Source organism: Tropicibacter sp. Alg240-R139 (genome assembly GCF_900537075.1).
Taxonomy (GTDB): domain Bacteria; phylum Pseudomonadota; class Alphaproteobacteria; order Rhodobacterales; family Rhodobacteraceae; genus Falsiruegeria.
On the sequence record NZ_UNRA01000002.1, the window covers coordinates 141,416 to 163,337 of the forward strand.

Below are 21,922 nucleotides of genomic sequence, written 5' to 3' on the forward strand. Positions count from 1 at the left end.
GCCTGTTTCAAGCCCATTGCCACCGATGCTGCATGACGCACAAATGTCCGCTATTGGTGGTTCATCTAAGAAATTTCGCTACTTACCAAGGTTTGCTGCAGTCATCTTTTTGTCGTGGCCATGAACTTCCGTGTCGTATCGATACATTCCTAACTATTCCTAGGAACGTAGCATTGACCGCAAATGGTAAGTCTGGTGGCCTCTACGATCAGATAGTCGCGCGGTGTTTCAAACTCGGAGAAATTGGAAATGAACGAAGCTGAAGTCGCGAGCGTAGATATGCTACAACTGGACTCTGCGAAGCGGCATCTCGCTGCTATGCCCCGGGTCGATCAAACTCTTTTGCGCCAGCAACGGTTGGAGCGACTTCAAGCTGAGCTTCGAAAGCGTGATCTGGGTGGCATGCTCCTTTATGATCCCGTCAACGTGCGCTACGCAACTGATTGCCGGAATATGCAAATTTGGACCATGCACAACTCCGCTCGCTACTGCCTTGTGCCTAGCGAGGGCAAGGCAACCATCTTCGACTATGTCAATTGCGAGCACCTGTCCGACGGGATCGAGACGATCGAAGAGACCCGGCCAGCAACACTTTGGTTTTACCACAGTGCAGGCAGTAACCGGCAGCAGCTCCTGGAAAAGTGGGCGGACGAGGTGGCCGATGTTATCTCGGAGCGTTTCCCCAATCGACGCATCGCCATCGACCGACTTGATGGGGATGCGCGGGCCGAATTGGAGAAACGACAGGTATCCGTATCCTTTGGTCAAGATGTCATCGAACATGCGCGTTGCATCAAGACGTCTGAGGAGCAGAAGGCTCAATCACGATCTGCTTTCGTCTGTGAAACCGGATTGGCTCGTCTGAGAGAGATTACCCGCCCTGGCATCACCGAAAACGAACTTTGGGCGACCTTTGGTGCGATTAATGCCTCTCTTGGCGGTGACTATGTTGAGACAAGACTGTTGGTGTCAGGAGAGCGCACGAATCCTTGGTACTCAGAGGCGAGCGAAAAGCCAGTTCAAGTGGGCGAGCTTGTGGCGTTCGATACAGATATGATCGGACCCTACGGATACAGCACCGATATTTCACGAACCTGGATGTGTCAGGATAAGGCTCCAACGGAAGAGCAAAAGACAGTTTATAAGGTTTCTCATGAGCAGGTGCACCACAACATGGCGCTTTTGAAACCCGGTCTTGGGTTCCGCGAATTGGCAGAAAAGTCATGGAGAATCCCGGATCGATTTGAGGAATTTGAGGTTGGTGTGATCGTTCACGGAATTGGCATGTGTAATGAGTACCCGCAGGTAGCACCGTTAAAGTGGTTTGATCAAACTGGTTATGATGGCGTGTTCCAACCCGGCATGACCGTGTCGGTGGAAAGCTACATAGGTGAGAAGGGCGCCAAAGAAGGCGTGAAGCTCGAAGAAATGGTGCGCATCACGGAAACCGGTTGCGAACTTGTTGCCAAGTTTCCTTTCGAACAAGAACTGCTCAACTGAATAGTTTCGTCCACAATAGTTTCGGAGCCTGCTTTTTTATAGCGGTCTTTCAATTCGAGCGTGCCAACGGCAGCTAAATTCGAATGGCGTCATAAAGGAAGGGCGTAAGGATGAGTGCTCTTATTTGTTCTCAACTGTGCCAAAGCCTCTGAGAGGCAACAAGTCCTCACGTTTATAATTGATCACAAACCCCGTTTTGGTCTACTCGCGAACCTATGGATCACTTTCTCTACCGCGACGGCGCGCTTTTCGCCGAGGATGTTTCCGTAGCCGAAATCGCCGCTGCGGTCGGAACCCCTTTCTATGTTTACTCGACAGCCACGTTGCTGCGTCATTTCCAATTGTTTGATGACGCGCTTGCAGGCACCGATCACCTTGTCTGCTACGCGATGAAAGCGGCCAGCAATCAGGCGATCCTGCGCACGCTGGCACAGGCCGGGGCAGGGATGGATGTGGTGTCCGAGGGGGAATACCGCCGTGCCCGCGCCGCGGGCGTGCCGGGCGAAAAGATCGTCTTTTCCGGTGTTGGCAAGACTGCCCGCGAAATCCGCGCCGCGCTGACTGACGGCATCCGCCAGTTCAACGTCGAATCCGAGCCCGAGATGGACGTGATCAACGCAGTCGCGCTTGATCTGGGTGTGGTCGCCCCGATCACCATCCGCGTGAACCCGGATGTCGACGCCAAAACCCATGCCAAGATCGCCACCGGCAAGTCCGAGAACAAGTTCGGCATCCCAATCTCGCGCGCGTCCGAGGTTTATGCCCGTGCCGCCGCCCTTCCAGGGCTCGAAGTTATCGGCATCGACGTCCACATCGGCTCGCAGTTGACCGAACTTGAACCTTTTCGCCTGGCGTACGAAAAAGTCGCTGAGCTGACCGAACAGCTGCGCAGCGAGGGGCACAACATCCGCCGTCTCGATCTGGGTGGCGGTTTGGGTATCCCTTATACCCGTTCGAACGACGCGCCGCCGCTGCCCGTGGAATATGGCCAGCTGATCAAAGACTCGCTGGGTCATCTGGGCTGCGAAATCGAGATCGAACCGGGTCGCCTGATCGCGGGCAATGCCGGTTTGCTGATCTCGGACGTGATCTATGTGAAATCGGGCGAGGGCCGCGATTTCCTGATCGTGGACGCAGCGATGAACGACCTGATCCGCCCCGCCATGTACGAGGCGCATCACGATATAGTCGCGGTCAAGGAACCCGCACCGGGAACCGAGATGCAGCCCTATGACATCGTCGGCCCCGTCTGCGAATCCGGTGACACATTTGCCAAACAGCGCAATATGCCCCGCTTGAAATCCGGCGATCTGATCGCCTTTCGCAGCGCCGGTGCCTACGGCGCGGTGATGTCCAGCGAATACAACACCCGCCCCCTGATCCCCGAGGTTCTGGTGAATGGTGATCAATTCGCGGTTATTCGCCCACGTCCAACCTTTGACGAAATCATAAACCGCGATACCATACCCGAGTGGCTCTGACGCAAATCTGCGCGGGCCGTTAGGAGTGATCAGTTGACCGCCAAGTCGCCCGTGCATCTTCCCATCCCGCGTCTGTCCTTGCTGGCAACGCATGTGGGCATGATCGCCGAGCTAATGTTGCGCGCGTTCTGGCCGTTCTTTTCCATCGTAATGACGGCATTGGCGGCTTTGCTGCTGGGATTGCACGACATGGTCCCGGTCGAAGGTGTCTGGACAGCCGCCTCTGTCGCGTTGATAGGCGCACTCATCGCCCTTATTTGGGGCGCACGCCGTTTCAATTGGCCTTCGCGGCACGACGCGTTGGCACGGCTTGATGAATCTCTGCCAGGTCGCCCCATCCAAGCATTGACGGATGCGCAGACGATTGGTGCCTCCGACCCGGCCTCTGTTGCACTTTGGCGAGCGCACCAGAAACGCATGTCCGAACGTGCTGCACAGGCCAAATCGGTGCAACCGAACCTCAGGCTGGCTGATCGTGATCCCTTTGCCTTGCGCTATGCCGCTTTGCTGCTTGTGACCGTTGGCGCGCTCTTCGGCTCGATCTGGCACGTGAAATCTGTAGCCGAGCTGACACCGGGTGGCGGCGCCCTGGCCAATGGCCCCTCGTGGGAGGGGTGGGTCGAGCCGCCGCGCTATACCGGCCTGCCGTCGCTCTATTTGAATGATCTGGACCAAGAAACGCTGCAAGTCCCCGAAGGCAGCCGGATCACTTTACGATTCTATGGCGAAGTCGGCGCGCTTGACCTTGCCGAAACCGTCACCGGCACACCGGTTGAGGACGAGACAAAGGCCACATCCCACGACCTGATTGTCGCGCAGTCCGGTTCGGTGCAGATCGACGGGCCGGGTGGCAAAGCCTGGGTGGTCAAGATGGTTCGTGACGAGGCCCCACAAATCTCGGTCGCGGGCGTGATCGAGGCCGAAGCGGGCGGTCAGATGAGCCTGCCATTCACGGCAAGCGACGACTACGGCGTGACTGCCGGAACGGCGCGCATCGAATTGGATCTGGCAGGTGCGGACCGCCGCCATGGCCTGATCCGCGACCCTGAACCGCGCGAGGCGCTGGTAGTAGACCTGCCGATGCCCATTGCTGGTGACCGCCGCATATTCACCGAGGATTTCATCGAAGATTTTTCGAGCCATCCCTGGGCCAATCTGCCGGTGACGATCACGCTGAGCGCCGAGGACGCCAAGGGAAACACTGGCGAAGCGATGCCCTATGGCGCTTCGCTTCCGGGACGCCGTTTCTTTGATCCACTGGCGGCGGCCATCATCGAACAGCGTCGCGATATTCTCTGGACCCGGGACAACGCCAAACGTGTGTCGCAGCTGTTGCGCGCCATCTCGCACCGGCCCGAGGATGTGTTCCGCTCGGAGACCGTATACCTCCGCCTGCGCTTCACCCTGCGTCGGCTGGAAACGTTCACCGAATTCGGGCTGCGCTTGGAACAACGCGACGAGATCGCGCAATCGCTGTGGGATGTGGCGGTGATGATCGAAGACGGTACATTGGGCGACGCGCTGGAACGTCTGCGTCAGGCGCGCGAACGTCTGGCCGAAGCGATGAAAAATGGTGCCTCAGATCAAGAGATCGCCGAATTGATGCAAGAGCTGCGCGAAGCAACCGAGGATTATCTTCAGCAGCTGCAACGCCAGGCTCAAAACGATGGCCAGCAATCGCCCGAAGGTCAGCAACAGTCTGAAAACCAAATGACGCTGAATCAGGATGACCTGCAGCGGATGATGGATCGTATCCAGGAATTGATGGAGCAGGGCCGCATGGCCGAGGCCGAGCAAGCCTTGCGTGAATTCCAGGAGATGATGGAAAACATGCAGATGGCCCAAGGTCAGCAGGGTCAGGGCCAATCCGAGGGCCAACAGGCGATGGAGGGTCTGGCTGAAACCCTGCGCAACCAACAGGGTCTCAGTGATCAAGCGTTCCGCGATCTGCAGGAACAGTTCAACCAAGGTGGCCAGTCGGGTCAGAGCCAGCAGAACGAAGGCCGCAATGGCGGGCAGGGCCGTGGACAAAGCCACGAAGGCCAGCAGGGTCAGGGTCAAGGCAGCGGTGACCGTGAGGCCCAGCAGGGTCAATCCGGGGGCGGAGATCAAGGTTCGTTGGCGGACCGCCAACAGGCGCTGCGCGATGAATTGCGGCGCCAACAGGACGGTTTACCCGGTGCGGGTACACCCGAAGGGGACGCAGCGCGCGAATCTTTGGGCCGGGCAGGTGAAGCGATGGAAAACGCCGAAGAGGCCTTGCGACAGAACGACATGGCCGAAGCGATCGACAAGCAATCCGAGGCGATGGAGGCCTTGCGCGAGGGCATGCGCTCGCTGGGTGAAGCCATGGCGCAAGAGAACCAGTCTCAGCCGGGCCAGGGCAGCGAAGAAGGCGACATGCGCGCCCAGAATCGCGATCCTTTGGGCCGCCAGCAGGGATCGACTGGATCAATTTCGACTGACGAGAATCTGTTACAAGGCGAAGATGTCTATCGCCGCGCCCGCGAATTGCTCGACGAAATCCGCCGCCGTGCAGGTGAAGGAGAGCGGCCCGAGGCCGAGCTGGAATACCTCAAACGCCTTCTCGAGCGGTTCTAAGGGGCGGTTACTGCTGCGTTGCCAGTCCCGCGACCTGTGCATCCAGCCAGACGCGGGCCTGATCAACCAGCGCCACATAGGCGCTGAGCATCGGATCCGCTTGCGGAACGCTTTGGGCGATCTGCGGCGCATTTACGTAGATCAACGTCAGCATGGCTCCAAACAAGATCGCCACGGTCAGTCCGCGCATGAACCCGCCTTTGCGTTTGCGCTTGGCTGGTCCCGGCGCCACTGCGGTTGCGGTGGCTGACCCATCGGCTTGATCTGCACCGTTGCGCAGGGTCGAGTTGATCTCTTCGATATCGGGCAGCAACCCGCGGCGTGACGATCCGTCTGTCGGGGCATCGGTCTTGGTCGGATCCTCGCCTTTCATGACGGCCATTCGATCCTGCGCTTCTTTGGCGCGGCGCGTGGATTCGTCTCCGGGCAGGTCATCCAGGCCCAGATCAGGCTGGCTTTCCAGGCCATCTCCTGCCCGCAAATCCGCCTCGCGCGCAGCCTCTTCTTTGAGGATGCTGGCAACCGAAGGATCGACGCCACGCCCATGTTCTTGAGTAATCTCGGGCATCACGTCTTCGCTGTCGTCGTCTTCGTAAACGTCCTGTTCGTCGTCATACACTTCGTCGGTGTAATTGGGTTCGGGTTCTGGCTCTGGACGTTTCTGTCCGGTCAGCGCGGCGCGCAGGTCATCGGGTTCGGGGTCGGGAATCTGCGGTTCAGGCTCGGCGGCCTGCGCAGTTTCGGCTTCGGGGTGCGCCTGAAACCAGGTATCCCCGCAATTCGAACACTGCACATCACGCCCTTCCGCAGGGATCACCTCGGCGGGCACCTCATACTGGGCACCGCAGTTCGGACATGTAAGACGCATGCTGCCTCCCGGACCATCGCTGGTCAGACGTTATTTTTGAAGCGATCATATGTCGTTAAGTGGTTTTCGGAAAGGGCGTTCTGCGCAGATCAAGTTAAGTGTCACCTTGCGGACTCGGTTGGGGGCATTGAAACTGTCTGCGGGCTGGGGCACAAGAACGCACATAAGCGTCAGGGGGCAGATTTGATCGAGCTGGATAATGTCGGCTACAGCTATGGTGGCGGCGAGTTGCTGGGCGATGTCTCGGTCCAACTGGCGCCTGGGTCGTTCCACTTTCTGACCGGCCCGTCGGGGGCGGGAAAAACCACCCTGCTCAAGCTGTGTTATGGCGCGCTGCAACCCACGGCGGGGCAGGTGCGTGTTTTTGATCAGGACATGCGCAAACTCGACCGTGATCAGATGGCCCTCATGCGCCGCCGGATCGGCGTGGTGCACCAGGACTGCCGCTTTTTGGACCACTTGCCGCTGAGCGAAAACATTGCGCTGCCGTTGCTGGTTTCAGGCAAGGACCTGAACGGCGAAGAAGAAAATCTGCGCGAGCTCATGAAATGGGTCGGGCTGGCCCCCCGCGCCGATGCGGTACCGCAGGAATTGTCGGGTGGGGAGCGTCAACGCGCTGCCTTGGCCCGCGCCGTGATCATGTCACCGGATGTGGTCATCGCGGATGAGCCCACCGGCAATGTCGATTGGGAAATGTCACAGCGGCTGCTGCAACTGCTGGTCGAACTTAATCGCATGGGCAAGACGGTTCTGATCGCCAGCCATGACCTGGCCCTGATCCGCGCGGCCAAAAGTCAGGTCCAGGCCCGCGTGCTGCGCATTTCGAACCGCCGCCTGCAACTGGCAGGAGCAGACCTATGAGCGCTGGAACCATCCGCAGCCTGTTGATGGGCGACAAACAGGCCGACCGGGTGGTGCCCCCCACCGGCTTTACCGCGCGCCTAACGTTGTTTGTATCCGGTGCCATGGCGTTTCTGGCGGTTTTTGCGCTGGCTCTGTCGCTGGCCTCGGGCCGGTTGGCCGACCGCTGGGCGGATGAACTTGCGCGCTCGGCCACCCTGCGGATCAACGCGCCTGCTGACCAGATGGCCGATCAGACAATGATGGCCCTCACGATATTGCGTCAAACACCCGGCGTGGCCGAGGCTCGCGCTTTGACTGCCGAAGAACAAACCGCGCTGTTGTCGCCCTGGTTCGGGCCGAACCTGCCCATAGACACCCTGCCGGTGCCACAGTTGATCGAAGTGACGGAAACCGGCGAAGGTTATGATCAGGCTGGCCTGCGCTTGCGCCTAAGCGCCGAAGTGCCCGGTGCAGTTCTGGACGACCACACCCGCTGGCGCGAACCGCTGGTGGCTGCTGCGAATTCGCTGCGCCGTCTGGCGCTGGTGTCGATCCTGCTGATTGGTGGGGCAACTGCCGCGATGATCACGCTGGCGGCCAATGCTGCTTTGGCCGCCAATGCCCAGGTGATCGAGGTTCTGCGCCTTGTGGGCGCCAAGGACCGGTTCATTGCAGGGGCCTTTGTGCGCCGGTTCACCCTGCGTGCCCTGCTTGGCGCCAGCGTCGGCGTCGTGCTGGGGATGGGTGGCGTGCTGCTGTTGCCTGAAGCCTCACAAGAGGGCGGGTTTTTGACCGGCCTTGGCTTTCGCGGTGCAGCCTGGCTGTTGCCGCTGGCTGTGCCGATCATGGGCGCGGCTGTCGCCTTTGCCGCCACCTGGGCCGCGGCCCATAGAACCCTCAAGGAGCTGACCTGATGGCCACAGCGTTTCAATGGCTGCGTTCGCTGATCTTCATGATCGTGATCTACGCTTGGATGGTGACTCTGGGCATTCTGTTTTTGCCTTATGCTATCGTCACCAAACGAGGCGCGTTGAACGCGTGCAAGACTTATGCGCGCACCACGATTTGGATGGCGCGTTGGATGATCGGCATCCGGTCCGAAGTACGCGGCACCCCGCCTACCGAACAGGTCCTGATTGCGGCCAAGCATCAGTCGTTCTTTGACATCTTGCTGATCTTCAACGCCGTTCCCCACGGCAAGTTCATCATGAAGCGCGAGCTGCTGTGGACACCCGTCATCGGTCTCTATGCCAAACGCCTTGGATGTATTCCGGTCAACCGAGGCAAAAAAGGTGCGGCAATTTCGAAAATGGTAAAGGATGTCGCAGCCGAATTTGAAGAACCCGGACAGTTGGTTATCTACCCGCAGGGAACCCGCGTCGCTCCCGGTTCGCAGAAACCCTATAAGGTCGGCACCGCGATCCTTTACGAGGGGTTGGGCGATCCGTGCGTGCCCGTGGCCGCCAATGTGGGCGTGTTCTGGCCCCGCACCGGGATTCTGCGTAAGCCGGGTCTGGCGATCGTGGAATTCCTTGACCCGATCGAACCGGGCGTGGCGCGCAAGGCATTCATGTCACGTCTGGAAACAGCGATCGAGAGCAAGTCCAACGAATTGATGCGCGAAGTGGGGTTTGATCCCGATGCAGTACATTGACGACATAAGCGCGCTCGAGGCGCTCTACGGTAAACCGGGCGCAGCCGCGACCCGCAAAGTGGCACGTCGGATGACGCCGCTTTATCGCACATGGATCATGGCCTCGAAACTCTGCGTGCTTAGCACTGTCGGCCCCGAAGGCACCGACGGCAGCCCGCGCGGTGATGATGGCCCTGCGGTGCTGGAACTGGATCCCGGCACGTTGGCCATGCCCGACTGGCGGGGCAACAACCGGCTGGACAGCCTGCGCAACATCGTGCGCGACCCTCGCGTTTCTTTGATGTTTGTCGTGCCAGGTTCAAATACTGTGGTTCGCGTGAACGGAAAGGCGCGTCTGACTGCGGACGAGGGGCTGCGCCACCGATTCGAACAAAGGGGCAAGCACCCTGCTACCGTTGTCGTGATCGAAATCGCCGAGATCTATACCCAATGTGCCCGTGCCTTGATGCGGGCGGGCACTTGGACCGATGGCGACCAAAGCGCCGGGTTGCCGACCGTCGGGCAGATCCTGGCCGAGGTCAGCAATGGTGAAGAAGGCGGTGAAAGATACGACGCCGAATGGGGTGCGCGAGCCGCCAGTACGATGTGGTAGGCGTAGCGGTCATACCGCCGCTGCGCCGATCCTTGATACCTGTGAAATCCAACGATCCACCCGACCGGGTTTCGGTGCGCTTGCACCTGCGAAATAGGTGAACCGGGTTGGCTTGAACCCGACGAATCCCAGGATCTGACCCCGCATCTGCCGGATCAGCGCCTGACGATACACCAACCGCATGAACCACCCCGGCGTATCCGAGGTCAGGATTACCCGCGCTGTGCGTCCTGACAGCATAGGTGCTGGCAGGCCCGCCATCGTGGTCTTCCGGGTGTCAAAGGTGCGTCCGGGAATGAACATCCGGTCGATCAACCCTTTGAGCTTGGCCGGTAGCCCACCCCACCACATGGGCGTTGTCAGGACCAGATGATCGCTCCATTCGATGTCCTGCAACACCTGCTCCAGCACAGGCTCCAGCGGTTTGAAATCGTGATAGTTGCCCTGACCAAAATCGTGGTCGAACTGCAAATCGCTCAGATGAACGATACGAACGTCATGCCCCTTGTCGCGGGCGGCGTCGCCATAGGTTTGGGCAAATGTGCGCGACAAGCTGCTTTCGGCGGGGTGTCCGTCAAGGACAAGAATTTTCTTGAGTTGCATCGGGAATCTCCAAAAATGACCATGGTCAGTAAATAGATGCTAAAATGACCGCGGTCAATAATAAATTTGACCGCGGTCACAAATTATGCGACTCAGCCTTATGCAAAAGACGATTCAAAAACGAACGCTGAAAACGCGCGCCAAACTGATTGCCGCGTCTGAAGAGGTGATCGCCAAGGGTGGATATGAGGCCTTGAGGGTCGAGGAGGTTGTTCAGGCCGCCGGTGTCGCCAAGGGCACGTTCTTTGCGCATTTCCGCGACAAGGACGCGCTGATGGAGATCCTGATCGGTGAAAAGCTGAACGCCTGTCTGACCCAGGCCGAGGGCCATGGAACGCCAAAGACCGTGCCCGACCTGATCGAAGCGCTGGAACCGGTACATCAGTTCATGACGTCAGAGCGCTACGTGTTCGATCTGATAATCCGCTATTCCGGTGCGGCAGCAGTGGCAGAAATCGGGCCCATCGCATACTGTTTCGAGCGGTATTTCCGGCTGGTCGAAGCCTGGATGCAAACCGTGGATACTCGTACGGACATCACGCCCGAACTGCTGGCCGAAGGCGTTCAGGCCTTTGCGATTCAATCGATGTCATTGAAATATTGCGCCTTGCACAGCGCGCAAAGCTTTTCAGACAGGCTCGAAACTTACCTGAAAGCGTGGTTGACCCCGGCAGCCTAAGGGCCGCCAGAATCTAGCAAAATCTAGGCGTGGATCGCGCCGTCACCACAGGCCAGGGCGGCCTCGCGCACGGCCTCGGAATAGGTCGGGTGCGCGTGGCAGGTCAGCGCGATGTCCTCGGCCGATGCGCCGAACTCCATCGCCACACAGATCTCGTGGATCATGTCGCCTGCTGCGGGTCCGATGATGGCGGCGCCCAGCACGCGGTCAGTTTCCGCATCTACGATGATCTTGGCAAACCCTTCGCCTTGATGCACCGCCTTGGCGCGCGCGTTGCCCATAAAGTTAAACTTGCCGACCTTGACCTTGCGTCCCTCGGCCTTCAGCGCATCCTCGGTGGCGCCCACGGTCGCCACTTCGGGGGTGGTGTAGACCACACCGGGGATCACGCCATAGTTCACGTGCCCATGCTTGCCCGCGATCACCTCGGCCACGGCCATGCCCTCGTCCTCGGCCTTGTGCGCCAGCATCGGGCCCTCGATCACGTCGCCGATGGCATAAACACCGGGTACATTGGTGCGCCACTGCGCGTCCGTGGCGATCTGGCCGCGCTCGGTCATCTTGACGCCAAGCGCGTCCAGCCCCAGCCCGTCGGCATATGGCTTGCGACCGGTGGCAACCAGCACCACATCGGCGTCGATCATCTCTTCATCGCCACCCTTCTTGGGCTGGTATTTGACCTTGGCCTTGGATTTGGTGGTCTCAACCCCCTGCACAGCCGCACCCATGATGAACTTGAGCCCCTGCTTTTCCAAGACCCGCTTGAACGTCCGCTGCACGTCCTTGTCCATGCCGGGGCAGACCGCGTCCATGTACTCAACGACCGTGACCTCAGACCCCAGACGCGCATAGACCGAGCCCAGCTCCAACCCGATCACGCCCGCGCCAATTACGACCATCTTCTTAGGCACCTTCGGCAGTTCCAATGCGCCGGTCGAGGTCACGACGATCTTTTCGTCAATCTCGACACCCGGCAGCGAGGACGGGACAGAGCCCGACGCGATCACGATGTTCTTGGCCTCGTGCACGTCGTCGCCAACCTGCACCTTGCCCGCCGCTGGGATCGACGCCCAGCCCTTGATCCAGTCGATCTTGTTCTTCTTGAACAGGAACTCGATGCCGCCGGTGTTCTGACCAACTACATCTGATTTGTAAGATTTCATCTGCGGCCAATCGACCGATGGGGTTTTACCCTTCAGGCCCATGTCCGCAAAATTGTGCTCGGCCTCATGCAGCATGTGCGTGGCATGCAGCAGCGCCTTGGACGGGATGCAGCCCACGTTCAGACAGGTGCCGCCCAGGGTCTCGCGCCCTTCGACCACGGCTGTTTTCAGACCCAGCTGGGCACAGCGAATTGCCGACACATAGCCGCCCGGGCCTGCACCGATGATGATGACGTCATAGTTAGCCATTTACGTGGTCCTTTGGTTGCGTCGGGGTGGGGGCGCTGCCCCCGGCCTGTTGGGCCTCCCCCGGAGTATATGGGAAAAGATGAAGGGTCATAGTAGGGCCGCCACAAGCATGGCCATGGTGGCAAAGAATCCTGCCATCCAGATGATCGTGCGACCGGGCGTCCAGCCAAAGGCATAGGCCGGAACATAAAGCACCCTTGCGGCCAGATAAACCCAAGCGCAGGCGGCAGTGAATCCGGTGGATTGATTCGTGACGGTGACCACCAGCGCCGCAATGGCATAGAGCACCAAGCCTTCGGTGTGGTTGCTCAGCGCCCGATGCAGACGCGAGCAAGTTGGCGGCCGATCAAACGGCACATCCCGAGGCCCCATGGCGGCGTTCAGATCAACCGAGCCATGCCCAGAGGCAAGGTACAGAAAGAACTGCACGCCCCAAAGCAGGGTGGCGAGGGTGAGCGTGAAGAGTTCGACGGTCATTTTACGAATTCACAGTTTTTCTGTTCGCGATCCAAATCATCAAGCCGCACAAGGTGACGAAGGCCAGAATCCCGTTAACTACCGAAAATGTGGCGAAGAGAAGGGATTGCTGAAATGCTTGAGTGGAGGCCGCGAGATCCATAAGGCAAAAGATGACAAGAGGAAGCGCGGCCCAAAGCCTGCTGCTGATAATTCCCCATAGTCCCAACGCCCAGATCGCCAGTGTCAAAGCTAATCCAGTTGTCGAAATAAGTGCGGTCGAAAGATTGGAAACCATCAAGGTACTTGCGAAGGCAAGTATAGTCATTATTGCCGTCAGAGCGGTTTGGATCATTGCAGATTGGAGGGCAAGGCGGCGGCCATCCGCCGCGCGCCCCTTTTTGTGAATTGTAAATGTTGCAGCCAAACTCACGTATTACAGATCCATCAGCAGACGACGCGGATCTTCCAGCGCTTCCTTAACGCGCACCAGGAAGGTCACGGCGCCTTTACCGTCGACGATGCGGTGGTCATAGCTCAGCGCCAGATACATCATTGGGCGGATCACCACTTCACCGTTGATCGCCATGGGGCGGTCCTGGATCTTGTGCATGCCCAGAATGCCCGACTGTGGCGGGTTCAGGATAGGCGAGGACATCAGCGAGCCATAAACACCCCCGTTCGAGATGGTGAAGGTGCCACCCTGCATCTCGGCCATCGACAGTTTGCCGTCACGAGCACGTCGGCCCTTTTCGCCGATTGCCTTTTCGATGGCGGCAAAGGACATCGAATCCGCGTCGCGAATGACCGGAACCACCAGACCTGTGGGGGTGCCAGCGGCCACGCCCATGTGGACAAAGTTCTTGTAGACGATGTCGGTGCCGTCGATCTCGGCGTTGACCTCGGGCACCTCTTTCAGCGCATGGCAGCAAGCCTTGGTAAAGAAAGACATGAAACCCAAACGCACGCCGTGCTTCTTCTCGAACTCACCTTTGTACTGGTTGCGCAGGGCCATCACCTCGGTCATGTCCACCTCGTTATAGGTGGTCAGCATGGCAGCGGTGTTCTGGCTGTCCTTCAGGCGACGGGCAATGGTCTGGCGCAGGCGGGTCATCTTGACCCGCTCTTCGCGAGAGGCATCGTCCGCTGATACCGGAGCGCGCGGTGTTTGGGCAGCGGGGGTGGGCACAGCCGCCGCAGGCGCTGGGGCTGTAGCCCCCGCAGCAACGGCACGCGCCACGTCGTCCTTCATGATGCGACCGTCGCGACCGGTACCGGTGACAGCAGCGGCGCTGATGCCGGCCTCGGCCATTGCCTTTTCAGCCGATGGCGCATTGGCCACGTCTTTACCCGATGCAGCCGGAGCCGCTACAGCAGCAGGTGCTGCAGCAACCGCGCCCGAGGATGAAATCACGCCCAGCTTGGCGGTTGCGTCCACGGTGGCGCCTTCTGCCGCAGTAATCTCGGCCAGAACACCCGCAGCAGGGGCAGGGACTTCGACTGACACCTTGTCGGTTTCCAATTCACACAGCATCTCGTCCTGCGCGACGGTGTCACCTACCGCTTTGAACCAGGTCGAAACGGTGGCCTCGGTCACAGATTCACCCAGCGTGGGCACCATGACATCAACACTGCCACCACCCGACGCAGCAGGCGCCGCTGCCGGAGCAGCCGCCGGTGCGGGGGCCGCGCCTTGACCTGCAGTGATGGTGGCCAGCAGCGCGTTGACGCCCACTGTTTCACCTTCAGCGGCGACGATTTCACCCATCACGCCAGCGGCGGGTGCGGGCACCTCGACGGTGACCTTGTCGGTTTCCAGCTCACAGAGCATCTCGTCCACGGCAACAGCATCACCGGGTTTCTTGAACCAGGTGGCCACAGTGGCCTCGGTTACGGATTCGCCAAGCGTGGGGACACGAACTTCGGTTGTCATGCTTTAGTTTCCTTCGATGCTCAGCGCTTCGTTCACCAGCGCTTCTTGTTGTGCTTTGTGTTGGCTGGCCAGACCTGTGGCAGGCGAGGCCGATGTGGCGCGGCCGACGTAACGTGGCCGGATGTGCTTGGCTTTGATCCGGGTCAGCACCCACTCGATGTTGGGCTCAATAAAGGACCAGGCACCCTGGTTCTTGGGCTCTTCCTGACACCAGATCACCTCGGCGTCCTTGAAGCGGTCCAGCTCGTTGATCAGCGAGTGCGCCGGGAACGGATAGTACTGCTCGATTCGCAGGATATAGACGTCGTCGATGCCACGCGCATCACGTTCCTCCAACAGGTCATAGTAAACCTTGCCCGAGCACATAACGACTCGCTTGATCTTGTCATCCGCCACCAACTGGGTGTCCGAGTTGCCCTTTTGCGCGTCGTCCCACAGCACCCGGTGAAAGCTTGAACCGGTGGTGAAATCCTCGGCGGTGCTGATCGCCAGCTTATGGCGCAGCAGCGACTTGGGCGTCACCAGGATCAGCGGCTTGCGGAAGGTGCGGTGCAACTGACGGCGCAGGATGTGGAAATAGTTCGCAGGCGTCGTACAGTTCGCCACGATCCAATTGTCCTGACCACACATCTGCAGGAAGCGTTCCAAGCGGGCGGACGAGTGTTCGGGGCCTTGCCCCTCAAATCCGTGCGGCAGCAACGTGACCAGACCAGACATCCGCAGCCATTTGCTTTCGCCCGAGCTGATGAACTGGTCGAACATAATCTGCGCGCCGTTGGCAAAGTCACCAAACTGCGCCTCCCACAGGGTCAACGCGTTGGGTTCGGCCAACGAAAAGCCATATTCGAAACCAAGAACCGCGTATTCCGACAGCATCGAGTCGATCACATCGTATTGCGATTGGCCGGCGCGGATGTTGTTGAGCGGGAAATACCGCTCTTCGGTTTCCTGGTTCACGATGCCAGAATGGCGCTGCGAGAAGGTGCCGCGCGTGGCGTCCTGCCCCGACAGGCGCACCGGGTAGCCCTCGGTCAGAAGCGAGCCAAAGGCCAAAGCCTCGCCCGTTGCCCAGTCAAAGCCAGTCCCGCTGTCGAACATCTTTTTCTTGGCATCCAGCAAACGGCCCACGGTCTTGTGCATCGGGAACCCATCGGGGACGCTGGCCAGCGATGCGCCGACCTCGGCCAGAGTTTCCGGCGTGATCGACGTCTCACCCCGAACGTATTCATCCTTGTTCTTGTCAAGATGCGACCAGCGCCCATCCAGCCAATCGGCCTTGTTGGGCTTATAGTCTTTCCCGGCCTCGAACTCGTCGTTCAGATGCGCCTGAAAGGCCGCCTTCATGTCTTCGATCTCGCCCTCGGGGATCAGCCCGTCTTTGACCAGCCGCGCGGTGTATAGCGACAGGGTGGTTTTGTGGGTTTTGATCTTCTTGTACATGATCGGATTGGTGAACATGGGCTCGTCGCCCTCGTTGTGACCAAACCGGCGGTAGCAGAAGATATCAAGAACCACGTCCTTGTGGAACTTCTGACGGAATTCGGTTGCAACTCGGGCCGCGTGTACCACCGCTTCGGGGTCGTCGCCGTTCACGTGGAAAATCGGTGCTTCGACCATCAGAGCGATATCAGTGGGGTAGGGGGACGAGCGCGAGAAGTGCGGCGCGGTCGTGAACCCGATCTGGTTGTTCACCACGATGTGCATGGTGCCGCCGGTCTTGTGACCGCGCAGGCCCGACAGGCCGAACCCTTCGGCCACAACGCCCTGACCAGCAAAGGCCGCATCGCCGTGCAGCAGAATGGCCATGACCTTGGTGCGGTCGGTGTCGTTCAACTGATCCTGCTTGGCGCGGACCTTGCCCAGAACCACCGGGTTCACCGCCTCAAGGTGGCTGGGGTTGGCCGTCAGCGACAGGTGGACAGAGTTGCCGTCAAACTCGCGATCCGACGAGGCGCCAAGGTGATATTTCACATCACCCGAGCCGTCGACATCTTCTGGCTTAAAGCTGCCGCCCTGGAATTCGTTGAAGATGGCGCGATAAGGCTTGGCCATCACATTGGCCAGAATGTTCAGACGCCCACGGTGCGGCATGCCGATCACGATGTCCTGCAGACCCAAGGCACCGCCGCGTTTGATGATCTGTTCCATCGCCGGGATCAGGCTTTCGCCGCCGTCCAGACCAAAACGTTTGGTGCCCATGTATTTGACGTGCAGGAACTTTTCGAACCCTTCAGCCTCGACCATCTTGTTCAGGATCGCCTTGCGCCCCTCGCGCGTGAACGAGATCTCTTTGCCGAACCCTTCGATCCGCTCTTTCAGCCAAGCGGCCTCTTCGGGGTTGGAAATATGCATGTACTGCAGCGCGAATGTGCCACAATAGGTCCGTTTCACGATCTCGACGATCTGGCGCATCGAGGCGACCTGCAGCCCCAGCACGTTGTCGATAAAGATCGGGCGATCCATGTCGGCGTCGGTAAAGCCGTATGTTTTTGGATCCAGCTCGGGGTGCAGGGTGCCCGCGCGCATGCCAAGCGGGTCCAGATCAGCCACCAGATGGCCCCGGATCCGGTAGGCCCGGATGATCATCAGCGCCCGGATCGAATCCAGCACCGCGCGCTTGATCTGGTCGTCGCTCACCTCGACGCCCGCGCTTGCAGCCTTGTCTTTGATCTTCTTGCCCGCCGCCTGCGTCTCACCTGCGGGCCATTCCCCGGTCAGGGCACCCATGATCTCGCCGTCCGGCATCGGCGGCCAATCTGCGCGCGCCCAGGACGGGCCCGTGGCCTCGGCCTTTACGTCCAGGTCCGCGTCACCCATCTGACGAAAGAACTCGGCCCAGGCGGCATCCACCGCGTTGGGGTCATTGGCGTATTGAGCATACAGTTGCTCCAGATACTCGGCATTGTGCCCCTGCATAAAGCTTGAGGCGTGGAACACGTCATTGGGTGTATGTTCGGTCATGATTGTACCTCTGTTGGGTTGGGACCGTATTGGTTTGTGCCGGGCTGGCTGGGGCGGGTGAGCCACCACAGAACCAGCAGCGGTGAGACGATGAGCACAAGCATCGTCGGAACCAGCACCAATAGCGTGGCGCGGGTAAAGAGAAGATCAAGAGAGCCGCCCGCCGCAAAACTAGACGCGATGCCGATGCCAAAGAACAGCACGGCAAAGGCCCCCACGATCAGCAGGATCGGGAGCAGGGCATAAATCCCGCTGCGACCGGTATCATGCATCCGCCGCCAGGCGACGGCGAGGTGGGGCAGGAAGACGATAAGACCAACCAGGCTCTGCACCGGTTGGCTGGAGGTGGCGGTGATGGTCTTGACGCCATCCACTTCGGTTTCGATCACTTGCGTGAACATCTGCCAGTCGATGACACCGGCGATCACGTTCCAGATCACGATGAAGAGGAAAAAGAACCAATACTCAGGCCGCGACGCCCGACCCGAGAATGTCAGGAATTTGACGAAACAGGTTTTGACGGCGGTGTTGAAGGTCATTGGCTCACCTCTGTTTCCAAGTAGGTCGAAAACACTGCGTAGGGCGGGCGGGAGCCGGTTCTCTTTTCGAGATCGTCCCAGTCAAAGACAAAGAGTTGAACGTTGCGCTGGCTCAATTTCAGGTTCGGAAAACGGGCCACCGTCAGGTCTGCGTATTCTGGCGATTGCTTCACCGCGGCCAACGTGTCAGCAAGCTTTGCATGTTCACCTTCATGCCCTGCCAGCACGACATTACACAACAGGGTGGCTGTGCTGTGGTTCGGGTGCTGCCAGTTCAACACAAGATAGTCCGAAGTCGCCCCAACAGGACGTTTCAGGATGCGGCTGCGAAAACTTGCAATATCCCGTTTCTTGAGTGCACCACGTACAGTCGCTTTTTGTCGCTCAAGCGTTGCGACCAACACCGCGTCTAAAGGATTGCCACTCAAGTATTGGAGGGCATAAGCCCAAGCCAGTTTCTCGACGTCTTGGTCCGAAGCAGATGCCGGGTCAAGAATTACCCAGCCCGCAGTTTGAAGCTTGCCTTGTATGGCGTCAAAATCAGCGGCTTTGTCGACGCAGATGGACAACGTGTCATCGAGCGGAGATTTCGCTACGGCATGAGAACCGCCCGAAATCAGTCCAAGCGAGATGGCCCCGCTGCATGCCACAGTACGAGGAGCCCGACCCAAAAAGGCCAGCACCATGGCGAAACAGGTTTTAAAGGCTTGGTTGAAGGTCAAGTCAAGGTCCCCTTGGGTTCTGGTCCATATTCGTTGTCCCCGGGTTCCGAAGGCGTGGTGCCCCAAAGAATGATCACGACAAAGGCCAGTATCGACAGAATAGACTGCGGTAGACCGGTTAAGAACCCGAGTACTAAAGCTAGGCTCAGGGAAACTGTTGCGATCAGGGCAACCAAACCAGACAGAATGAGGCCACAAAAAAAGGCAAGAAATATCGCCAGCCATGCATACCAACCCGGATAGCCAATATCGTGCACGCGGCGTGTCAGCATGAAGCTGAAGGGAAACACGGCAAACACAGCCACGATCAAACTTGCTGTTCGTGGGCCATAGGACGTCACATTCGAAATCTGTGTCGTTTCTTCACCGGTAACCAAGTTCGTGGTTGTGGTGATGTTTTGATAAGTTACTGGCCCAAGTACCTGAAGGTCATAAAGCAGCGCGCAAACCAAAAGCCCAAGGATGGGCGCCGCGTAAAGCCAATATTCCGAGCGGGAAGCCCGCCCGGAAAAACGAAGTACACTTTGGCGACTGGCTTGCATGGCTGCTTTACTCAGTTTTCTTTAGCCGATGGCCTTCAGCACGGCCTCGCCCAGACCGGCGGGGCTGTCTGCCACGACGATACCAGCCGATTTCATGGCTTCGATCTTGTCCTCGGCACCACCTTTGCCACCGGCAACAATCGCGCCGGCGTGGCCCATGCGTCGGCCCGGAGGCGCTGTGCGGCCCGCGATGAAACCAGCGGTCGGTTTCCAACGGCCTTTTTTGCGCTCGCCCGCCAGGAATTCGGCGGCTTCTTCTTCTGCCGAGCCACCGATTTCACCGATCATGATGATCGATTGGGTTTCGTCATCGTCCAGGAACATGTCCAGCACGTCGATATGCTCGGTGCCCTTGATCGGGTCGCCGCCGATGCCAACAGCCGTGGACTGACCCAGACCGATGTCGCTGGTCTGTTTCACAGCCTCATACGTCAGGGTGCCCGAACGCGACACAACGCCGACCGAGCCGCGCTGGTGGATGTGGCCGGGCATGATGCCGATCTTGCAGGCGTCGGGCGTGATGACACCGGGGCAGTTCGGGCCGATCAGGCGGCTTGCGGACCCTTCGAGGGCGCGCTGCACCTTCATCATGTCCAGAACCGGGATGCCTTCGGTGATGCAGACGATCAGCTCCATCTCGGCATCAATCGCTTCCAGGATCGAATCTGCCGCGAAGGGGGGCGGCACATAGATGACCGAGGCGTTCGCTTCGGTCACGTGCTTGGCTTCGTGGACCGAGTTGAAGACGGGCAGGCCAAGGTGCTCAGAGCCGCCTTTGCCGGGTGTCACGCCGCCAACCATCTTGGTGCCGTAGGCGATGGCCTGTTCAGAGTGGAATGTCCCCTGCGAGCCGGTCAGGCCCTGACAGATGACTTTGGTGTTTTCGTCGATGAGGACTGCCATTTGGCGTTCTCCTATTTAGATGCGACGTAGATTGAACGAGGACCAGTTTGTTCGATAGTGATCCTCGTTCCTTCTTTCGCGTTGATTTCCTCAAAAAACTCACGAACAGCGGATCTATCGCGAAGAATCATTTTGTCTCCCGCGATGTCAGTGTCGATTGAGCGGCCATTGCTGAATGTTACGTTCAGGCTTTCGGCTGCGACTTCCGCTGAATTGGAGCCTCCTATAACCTCGTTCGGAAGCCAAGGCATTCCATGGAGGTAGAAATGGTGGTTTCTAACATTACCGCCACTCAGTTCTAGGATGGCTCCGCAAAGAGTTTTCATTAACCCTTAACCGCCTTAACGATCTTCTCGGCACCATCCGACAGGTTGTCGGCTGCGATCACGTCCAGACCAGAGGTGTTGATGATCTCTTTGCCGGCTTCCACGTTGGTGCCTTCAAGGCGCACAACCAGCGGAACCTTCAGGCCGACCTCTTTCACCGCGGCGACAACGCCCTCGGCAATCACATCACAACGCATGATGCCGCCAAAGATGTTCACCAGGATGCCTTTGACCTGCGGGTCCGAGGTGATGATTTTGAACGCTTCGGTCACTTTCTCTTTGGTCGCACCGCCACCTACGTCGAGGAAGTTGGCAGGCTCGGCCCCATACAGCTTGATGATGTCCATGGTGGCCATCGCCAGACCGGCACCGTTCACCATGCAACCGATCTCGCCGTCCAGCGCGATGTAGTTCAGGTCGTATTTCGACGCTTCCAGCTCTTTGCTGTCTTCTTCGGTCACGTCGCGCAGCTCGGCGATGTCCGCGTGGCGGTACATGGCGTTGCCGTCAAAGCTGACCTTGGCATCCAGCACTTTCAGATCGCCGCTATCGGAAACGATCAGCGGGTTGATCTCCAGCATCTCCATGTCCTTCTCGACGAAGGCGGTATAAAGCTGGCCCATCAGTTTGACGCACTGCTTGACCTGTGCACCGGTCAGACCCAGCGAAAATGCGATGCGGCGGCCGTGATAGGCCTGATAGCCGGTCGCGGGATCAACGCTGAAGCTCAGGATCTTTTCCGGGGTCGAGGCTGCAACTTCTTCGATGTCCATGCCGCCCTCGGTCGAGCAGACAAACGAAATGCGCGAGGTCTGGCGATCCACCAGCAGCGCTAAGTACAGCTCTGTCTCGATGCCGGAACCGGCTTCGATGTAGATGCGGTTGACCTGCTTGCCGACCGGACCGGTCTGATGCGTGACCAATGTGCGGCCCAGCATCTTCTTGGCTTCCTCAGCCGCTTCTTCGACCGATTTGGTCAGGCGCACGCCGCCTTTTTCACCAGCGTCGGCCTCTTTGAAAGAGCCCTTGCCGCGTCCACCTGCGTGGATCTGTGCTTTGACGACCCAAAGCGGTCCGTCCAGTTCACCGGCTGCGGTTTTGGCGTCTTCGGCCTTCAACACAACGCGGCCGTCCGATACAGGGGCCCCGTACGTGCGAAGAAGGGCCTTGGCCTGGTATTCGTGGATGTTCATTTGAAACTGTCCCGTCTGACTACGATTGCTATGATATAGGGGTGTGTACCCCCTTATGTTAAAGGGTTTTTTGACATGGCACGGGAATTTGATGAAGATTTTTACTATTTGTGA

At 59.0% G+C, this 21,922-nt stretch carries 20 protein-coding genes; 8 read left to right on the forward strand and 12 right to left on the reverse strand.

The window, feature by feature from the left end:
- The first annotated feature begins 249 nt into the window (after nt 1-249).
- The 3 genes from G6R15_RS08360 (at nt 250) to G6R15_RS08370 (ending at nt 5,582) form a co-directional block, all read left to right on the forward strand.
- A complete protein-coding gene (locus G6R15_RS08360) occupies nt 250-1,500 on the forward strand; it encodes a Xaa-Pro peptidase family protein (RefSeq protein WP_164659414.1) in 1,251 nt (416 codons plus the stop codon).
- A 215-nt stretch (nt 1,501-1,715) separates the two neighbouring features.
- On the forward strand, nt 1,716-2,981 hold the full coding sequence (lysA, locus tag G6R15_RS08365) for a diaminopimelate decarboxylase (RefSeq protein WP_164659415.1): 1,266 nt from the start codon (nt 1,716-1,718) through the stop codon (nt 2,979-2,981).
- Between the two features lie 33 nt (nt 2,982-3,014).
- Nucleotides 3,015-5,582 (forward strand): TIGR02302 family protein, encoded by a 2,568-nt coding sequence (locus G6R15_RS08370; protein ID WP_306432343.1) that lies wholly within the window; start codon nt 3,015-3,017, stop codon nt 5,580-5,582.
- A 7-nt stretch (nt 5,583-5,589) separates the two neighbouring features.
- Here G6R15_RS08370 and G6R15_RS08375 read toward each other — a convergent pair whose 3' ends face one another.
- Entirely contained in the window at nt 5,590-6,450 is an 861-nt protein-coding gene (locus tag G6R15_RS08375; protein WP_164659416.1) for a zinc-ribbon domain-containing protein, read from the reverse strand.
- Between the two features lie 183 nt (nt 6,451-6,633).
- Between G6R15_RS08375 and G6R15_RS08380 the strand changes: the two genes are divergently transcribed.
- Genes G6R15_RS08380 through G6R15_RS08395 form a run of 4 tightly spaced genes read left to right on the forward strand, consistent with a single transcriptional unit; the run spans nt 6,634 to nt 9,539 of the window.
- On the forward strand, nt 6,634-7,311 hold the full coding sequence (locus tag G6R15_RS08380) for a cell division ATP-binding protein FtsE (RefSeq protein ID WP_164659417.1): 678 nt from the start codon (nt 6,634-6,636) through the stop codon (nt 7,309-7,311).
- Nucleotides 7,308-8,207 carry an ABC transporter permease gene (locus G6R15_RS08385; RefSeq protein WP_164659418.1) on the forward strand — a complete coding sequence of 300 codons (900 nt, stop codon included), beginning with the start codon at nt 7,308-7,310 and terminating at the stop codon, nt 8,205-8,207. The genes G6R15_RS08380 and G6R15_RS08385 overlap by 4 nt, the downstream gene beginning before the upstream one ends.
- On the forward strand, nt 8,207-8,947 hold the full coding sequence (locus tag G6R15_RS08390) for a 1-acyl-sn-glycerol-3-phosphate acyltransferase (RefSeq protein WP_164659419.1): 741 nt from the start codon (nt 8,207-8,209) through the stop codon (nt 8,945-8,947). The genes G6R15_RS08385 and G6R15_RS08390 overlap by 1 nt, the downstream gene beginning before the upstream one ends.
- Nucleotides 8,934-9,539: a pyridoxamine 5'-phosphate oxidase family protein gene (locus G6R15_RS08395; RefSeq protein ID WP_164659420.1), complete on the forward strand. Its 606-nt coding sequence runs from the start codon at nt 8,934-8,936 to the stop codon at nt 9,537-9,539. Before G6R15_RS08390 ends, G6R15_RS08395 begins: the two co-directional genes overlap by 14 nt.
- 9 nt (nt 9,540-9,548) lie before the next feature.
- Here the strand turns inward: G6R15_RS08395 and G6R15_RS08400 are convergent, their stop codons facing one another.
- Nucleotides 9,549-10,142 carry an NAD(P)H-dependent oxidoreductase gene (locus G6R15_RS08400; protein WP_164659421.1) on the reverse strand — a complete coding sequence of 198 codons (594 nt, stop codon included), beginning with the start codon at nt 10,140-10,142 and terminating at the stop codon, nt 9,549-9,551.
- A gap of 100 nt (nt 10,143-10,242) precedes the next feature.
- On the opposite strand from G6R15_RS08400, the gene G6R15_RS08405 reads away from it, so the two are divergent.
- Nucleotides 10,243-10,821: a TetR/AcrR family transcriptional regulator gene (locus tag G6R15_RS08405; protein WP_164659422.1), complete on the forward strand. Its 579-nt coding sequence runs from the start codon at nt 10,243-10,245 to the stop codon at nt 10,819-10,821.
- Nucleotides 10,822-10,844: 23 nt separating this feature from the next.
- On the opposite strand, the gene lpdA is transcribed toward G6R15_RS08405, so the two are convergent.
- The 10 genes from lpdA to sucC form a co-directional block, all read right to left on the reverse strand.
- Nucleotides 10,845-12,233: a dihydrolipoyl dehydrogenase gene (gene lpdA, locus G6R15_RS08410; RefSeq protein ID WP_164659423.1), complete on the reverse strand. Its 1,389-nt coding sequence runs from the start codon at nt 12,231-12,233 to the stop codon at nt 10,845-10,847.
- A gap of 87 nt (nt 12,234-12,320) precedes the next feature.
- On the reverse strand, nt 12,321-12,710 hold the full coding sequence (locus tag G6R15_RS08415; protein ID WP_164659424.1) for an MAPEG family protein: 390 nt from the start codon (nt 12,708-12,710) through the stop codon (nt 12,321-12,323).
- A 1-nt stretch (nt 12,711) separates the two neighbouring features.
- Complete coding sequence (locus G6R15_RS08420) at nt 12,712-13,122, reverse strand: hypothetical protein (RefSeq protein WP_164659425.1); 411 nt, start codon at nt 13,120-13,122, stop codon at nt 12,712-12,714.
- A 3-nt stretch (nt 13,123-13,125) separates the two neighbouring features.
- Nucleotides 13,126-14,622: a 2-oxoglutarate dehydrogenase complex dihydrolipoyllysine-residue succinyltransferase gene (gene odhB, locus G6R15_RS08425; protein WP_164659426.1), complete on the reverse strand. Its 1,497-nt coding sequence runs from the start codon at nt 14,620-14,622 to the stop codon at nt 13,126-13,128.
- A gap of 3 nt (nt 14,623-14,625) precedes the next feature.
- Nucleotides 14,626-17,583, reverse strand: a complete 2,958-nt coding sequence (locus G6R15_RS08430; protein ID WP_164659427.1) for a 2-oxoglutarate dehydrogenase E1 component — start codon at nt 17,581-17,583, stop codon at nt 14,626-14,628.
- Nucleotides 17,580-18,122: a DUF805 domain-containing protein gene (locus tag G6R15_RS08435; RefSeq protein WP_164659428.1), complete on the reverse strand. Its 543-nt coding sequence runs from the start codon at nt 18,120-18,122 to the stop codon at nt 17,580-17,582. The genes G6R15_RS08430 and G6R15_RS08435 overlap by 4 nt, the downstream gene beginning before the upstream one ends.
- Entirely contained in the window at nt 18,119-18,844 is a 726-nt protein-coding gene (locus G6R15_RS08440; RefSeq protein ID WP_164659429.1) for a hypothetical protein, read from the reverse strand. Before G6R15_RS08440 ends, G6R15_RS08435 begins: the two co-directional genes overlap by 4 nt.
- Nucleotides 18,841-19,386: a DUF805 domain-containing protein gene (locus tag G6R15_RS08445; RefSeq protein ID WP_164659430.1), complete on the reverse strand. Its 546-nt coding sequence runs from the start codon at nt 19,384-19,386 to the stop codon at nt 18,841-18,843. The genes G6R15_RS08440 and G6R15_RS08445 overlap by 4 nt, the downstream gene beginning before the upstream one ends.
- Before the next feature lie 21 nt (nt 19,387-19,407).
- Complete coding sequence (gene sucD / locus G6R15_RS08450; protein ID WP_085797403.1) at nt 19,408-20,289, reverse strand: succinate--CoA ligase subunit alpha; 882 nt, start codon at nt 20,287-20,289, stop codon at nt 19,408-19,410.
- A gap of 325 nt (nt 20,290-20,614) precedes the next feature.
- Nucleotides 20,615-21,808 (reverse strand): ADP-forming succinate--CoA ligase subunit beta, encoded by a 1,194-nt coding sequence (sucC, locus tag G6R15_RS08455; RefSeq protein WP_164659431.1) that lies wholly within the window; start codon nt 21,806-21,808, stop codon nt 20,615-20,617.
- Nucleotides 21,809-21,922: the final 114 nt, after the last annotated feature.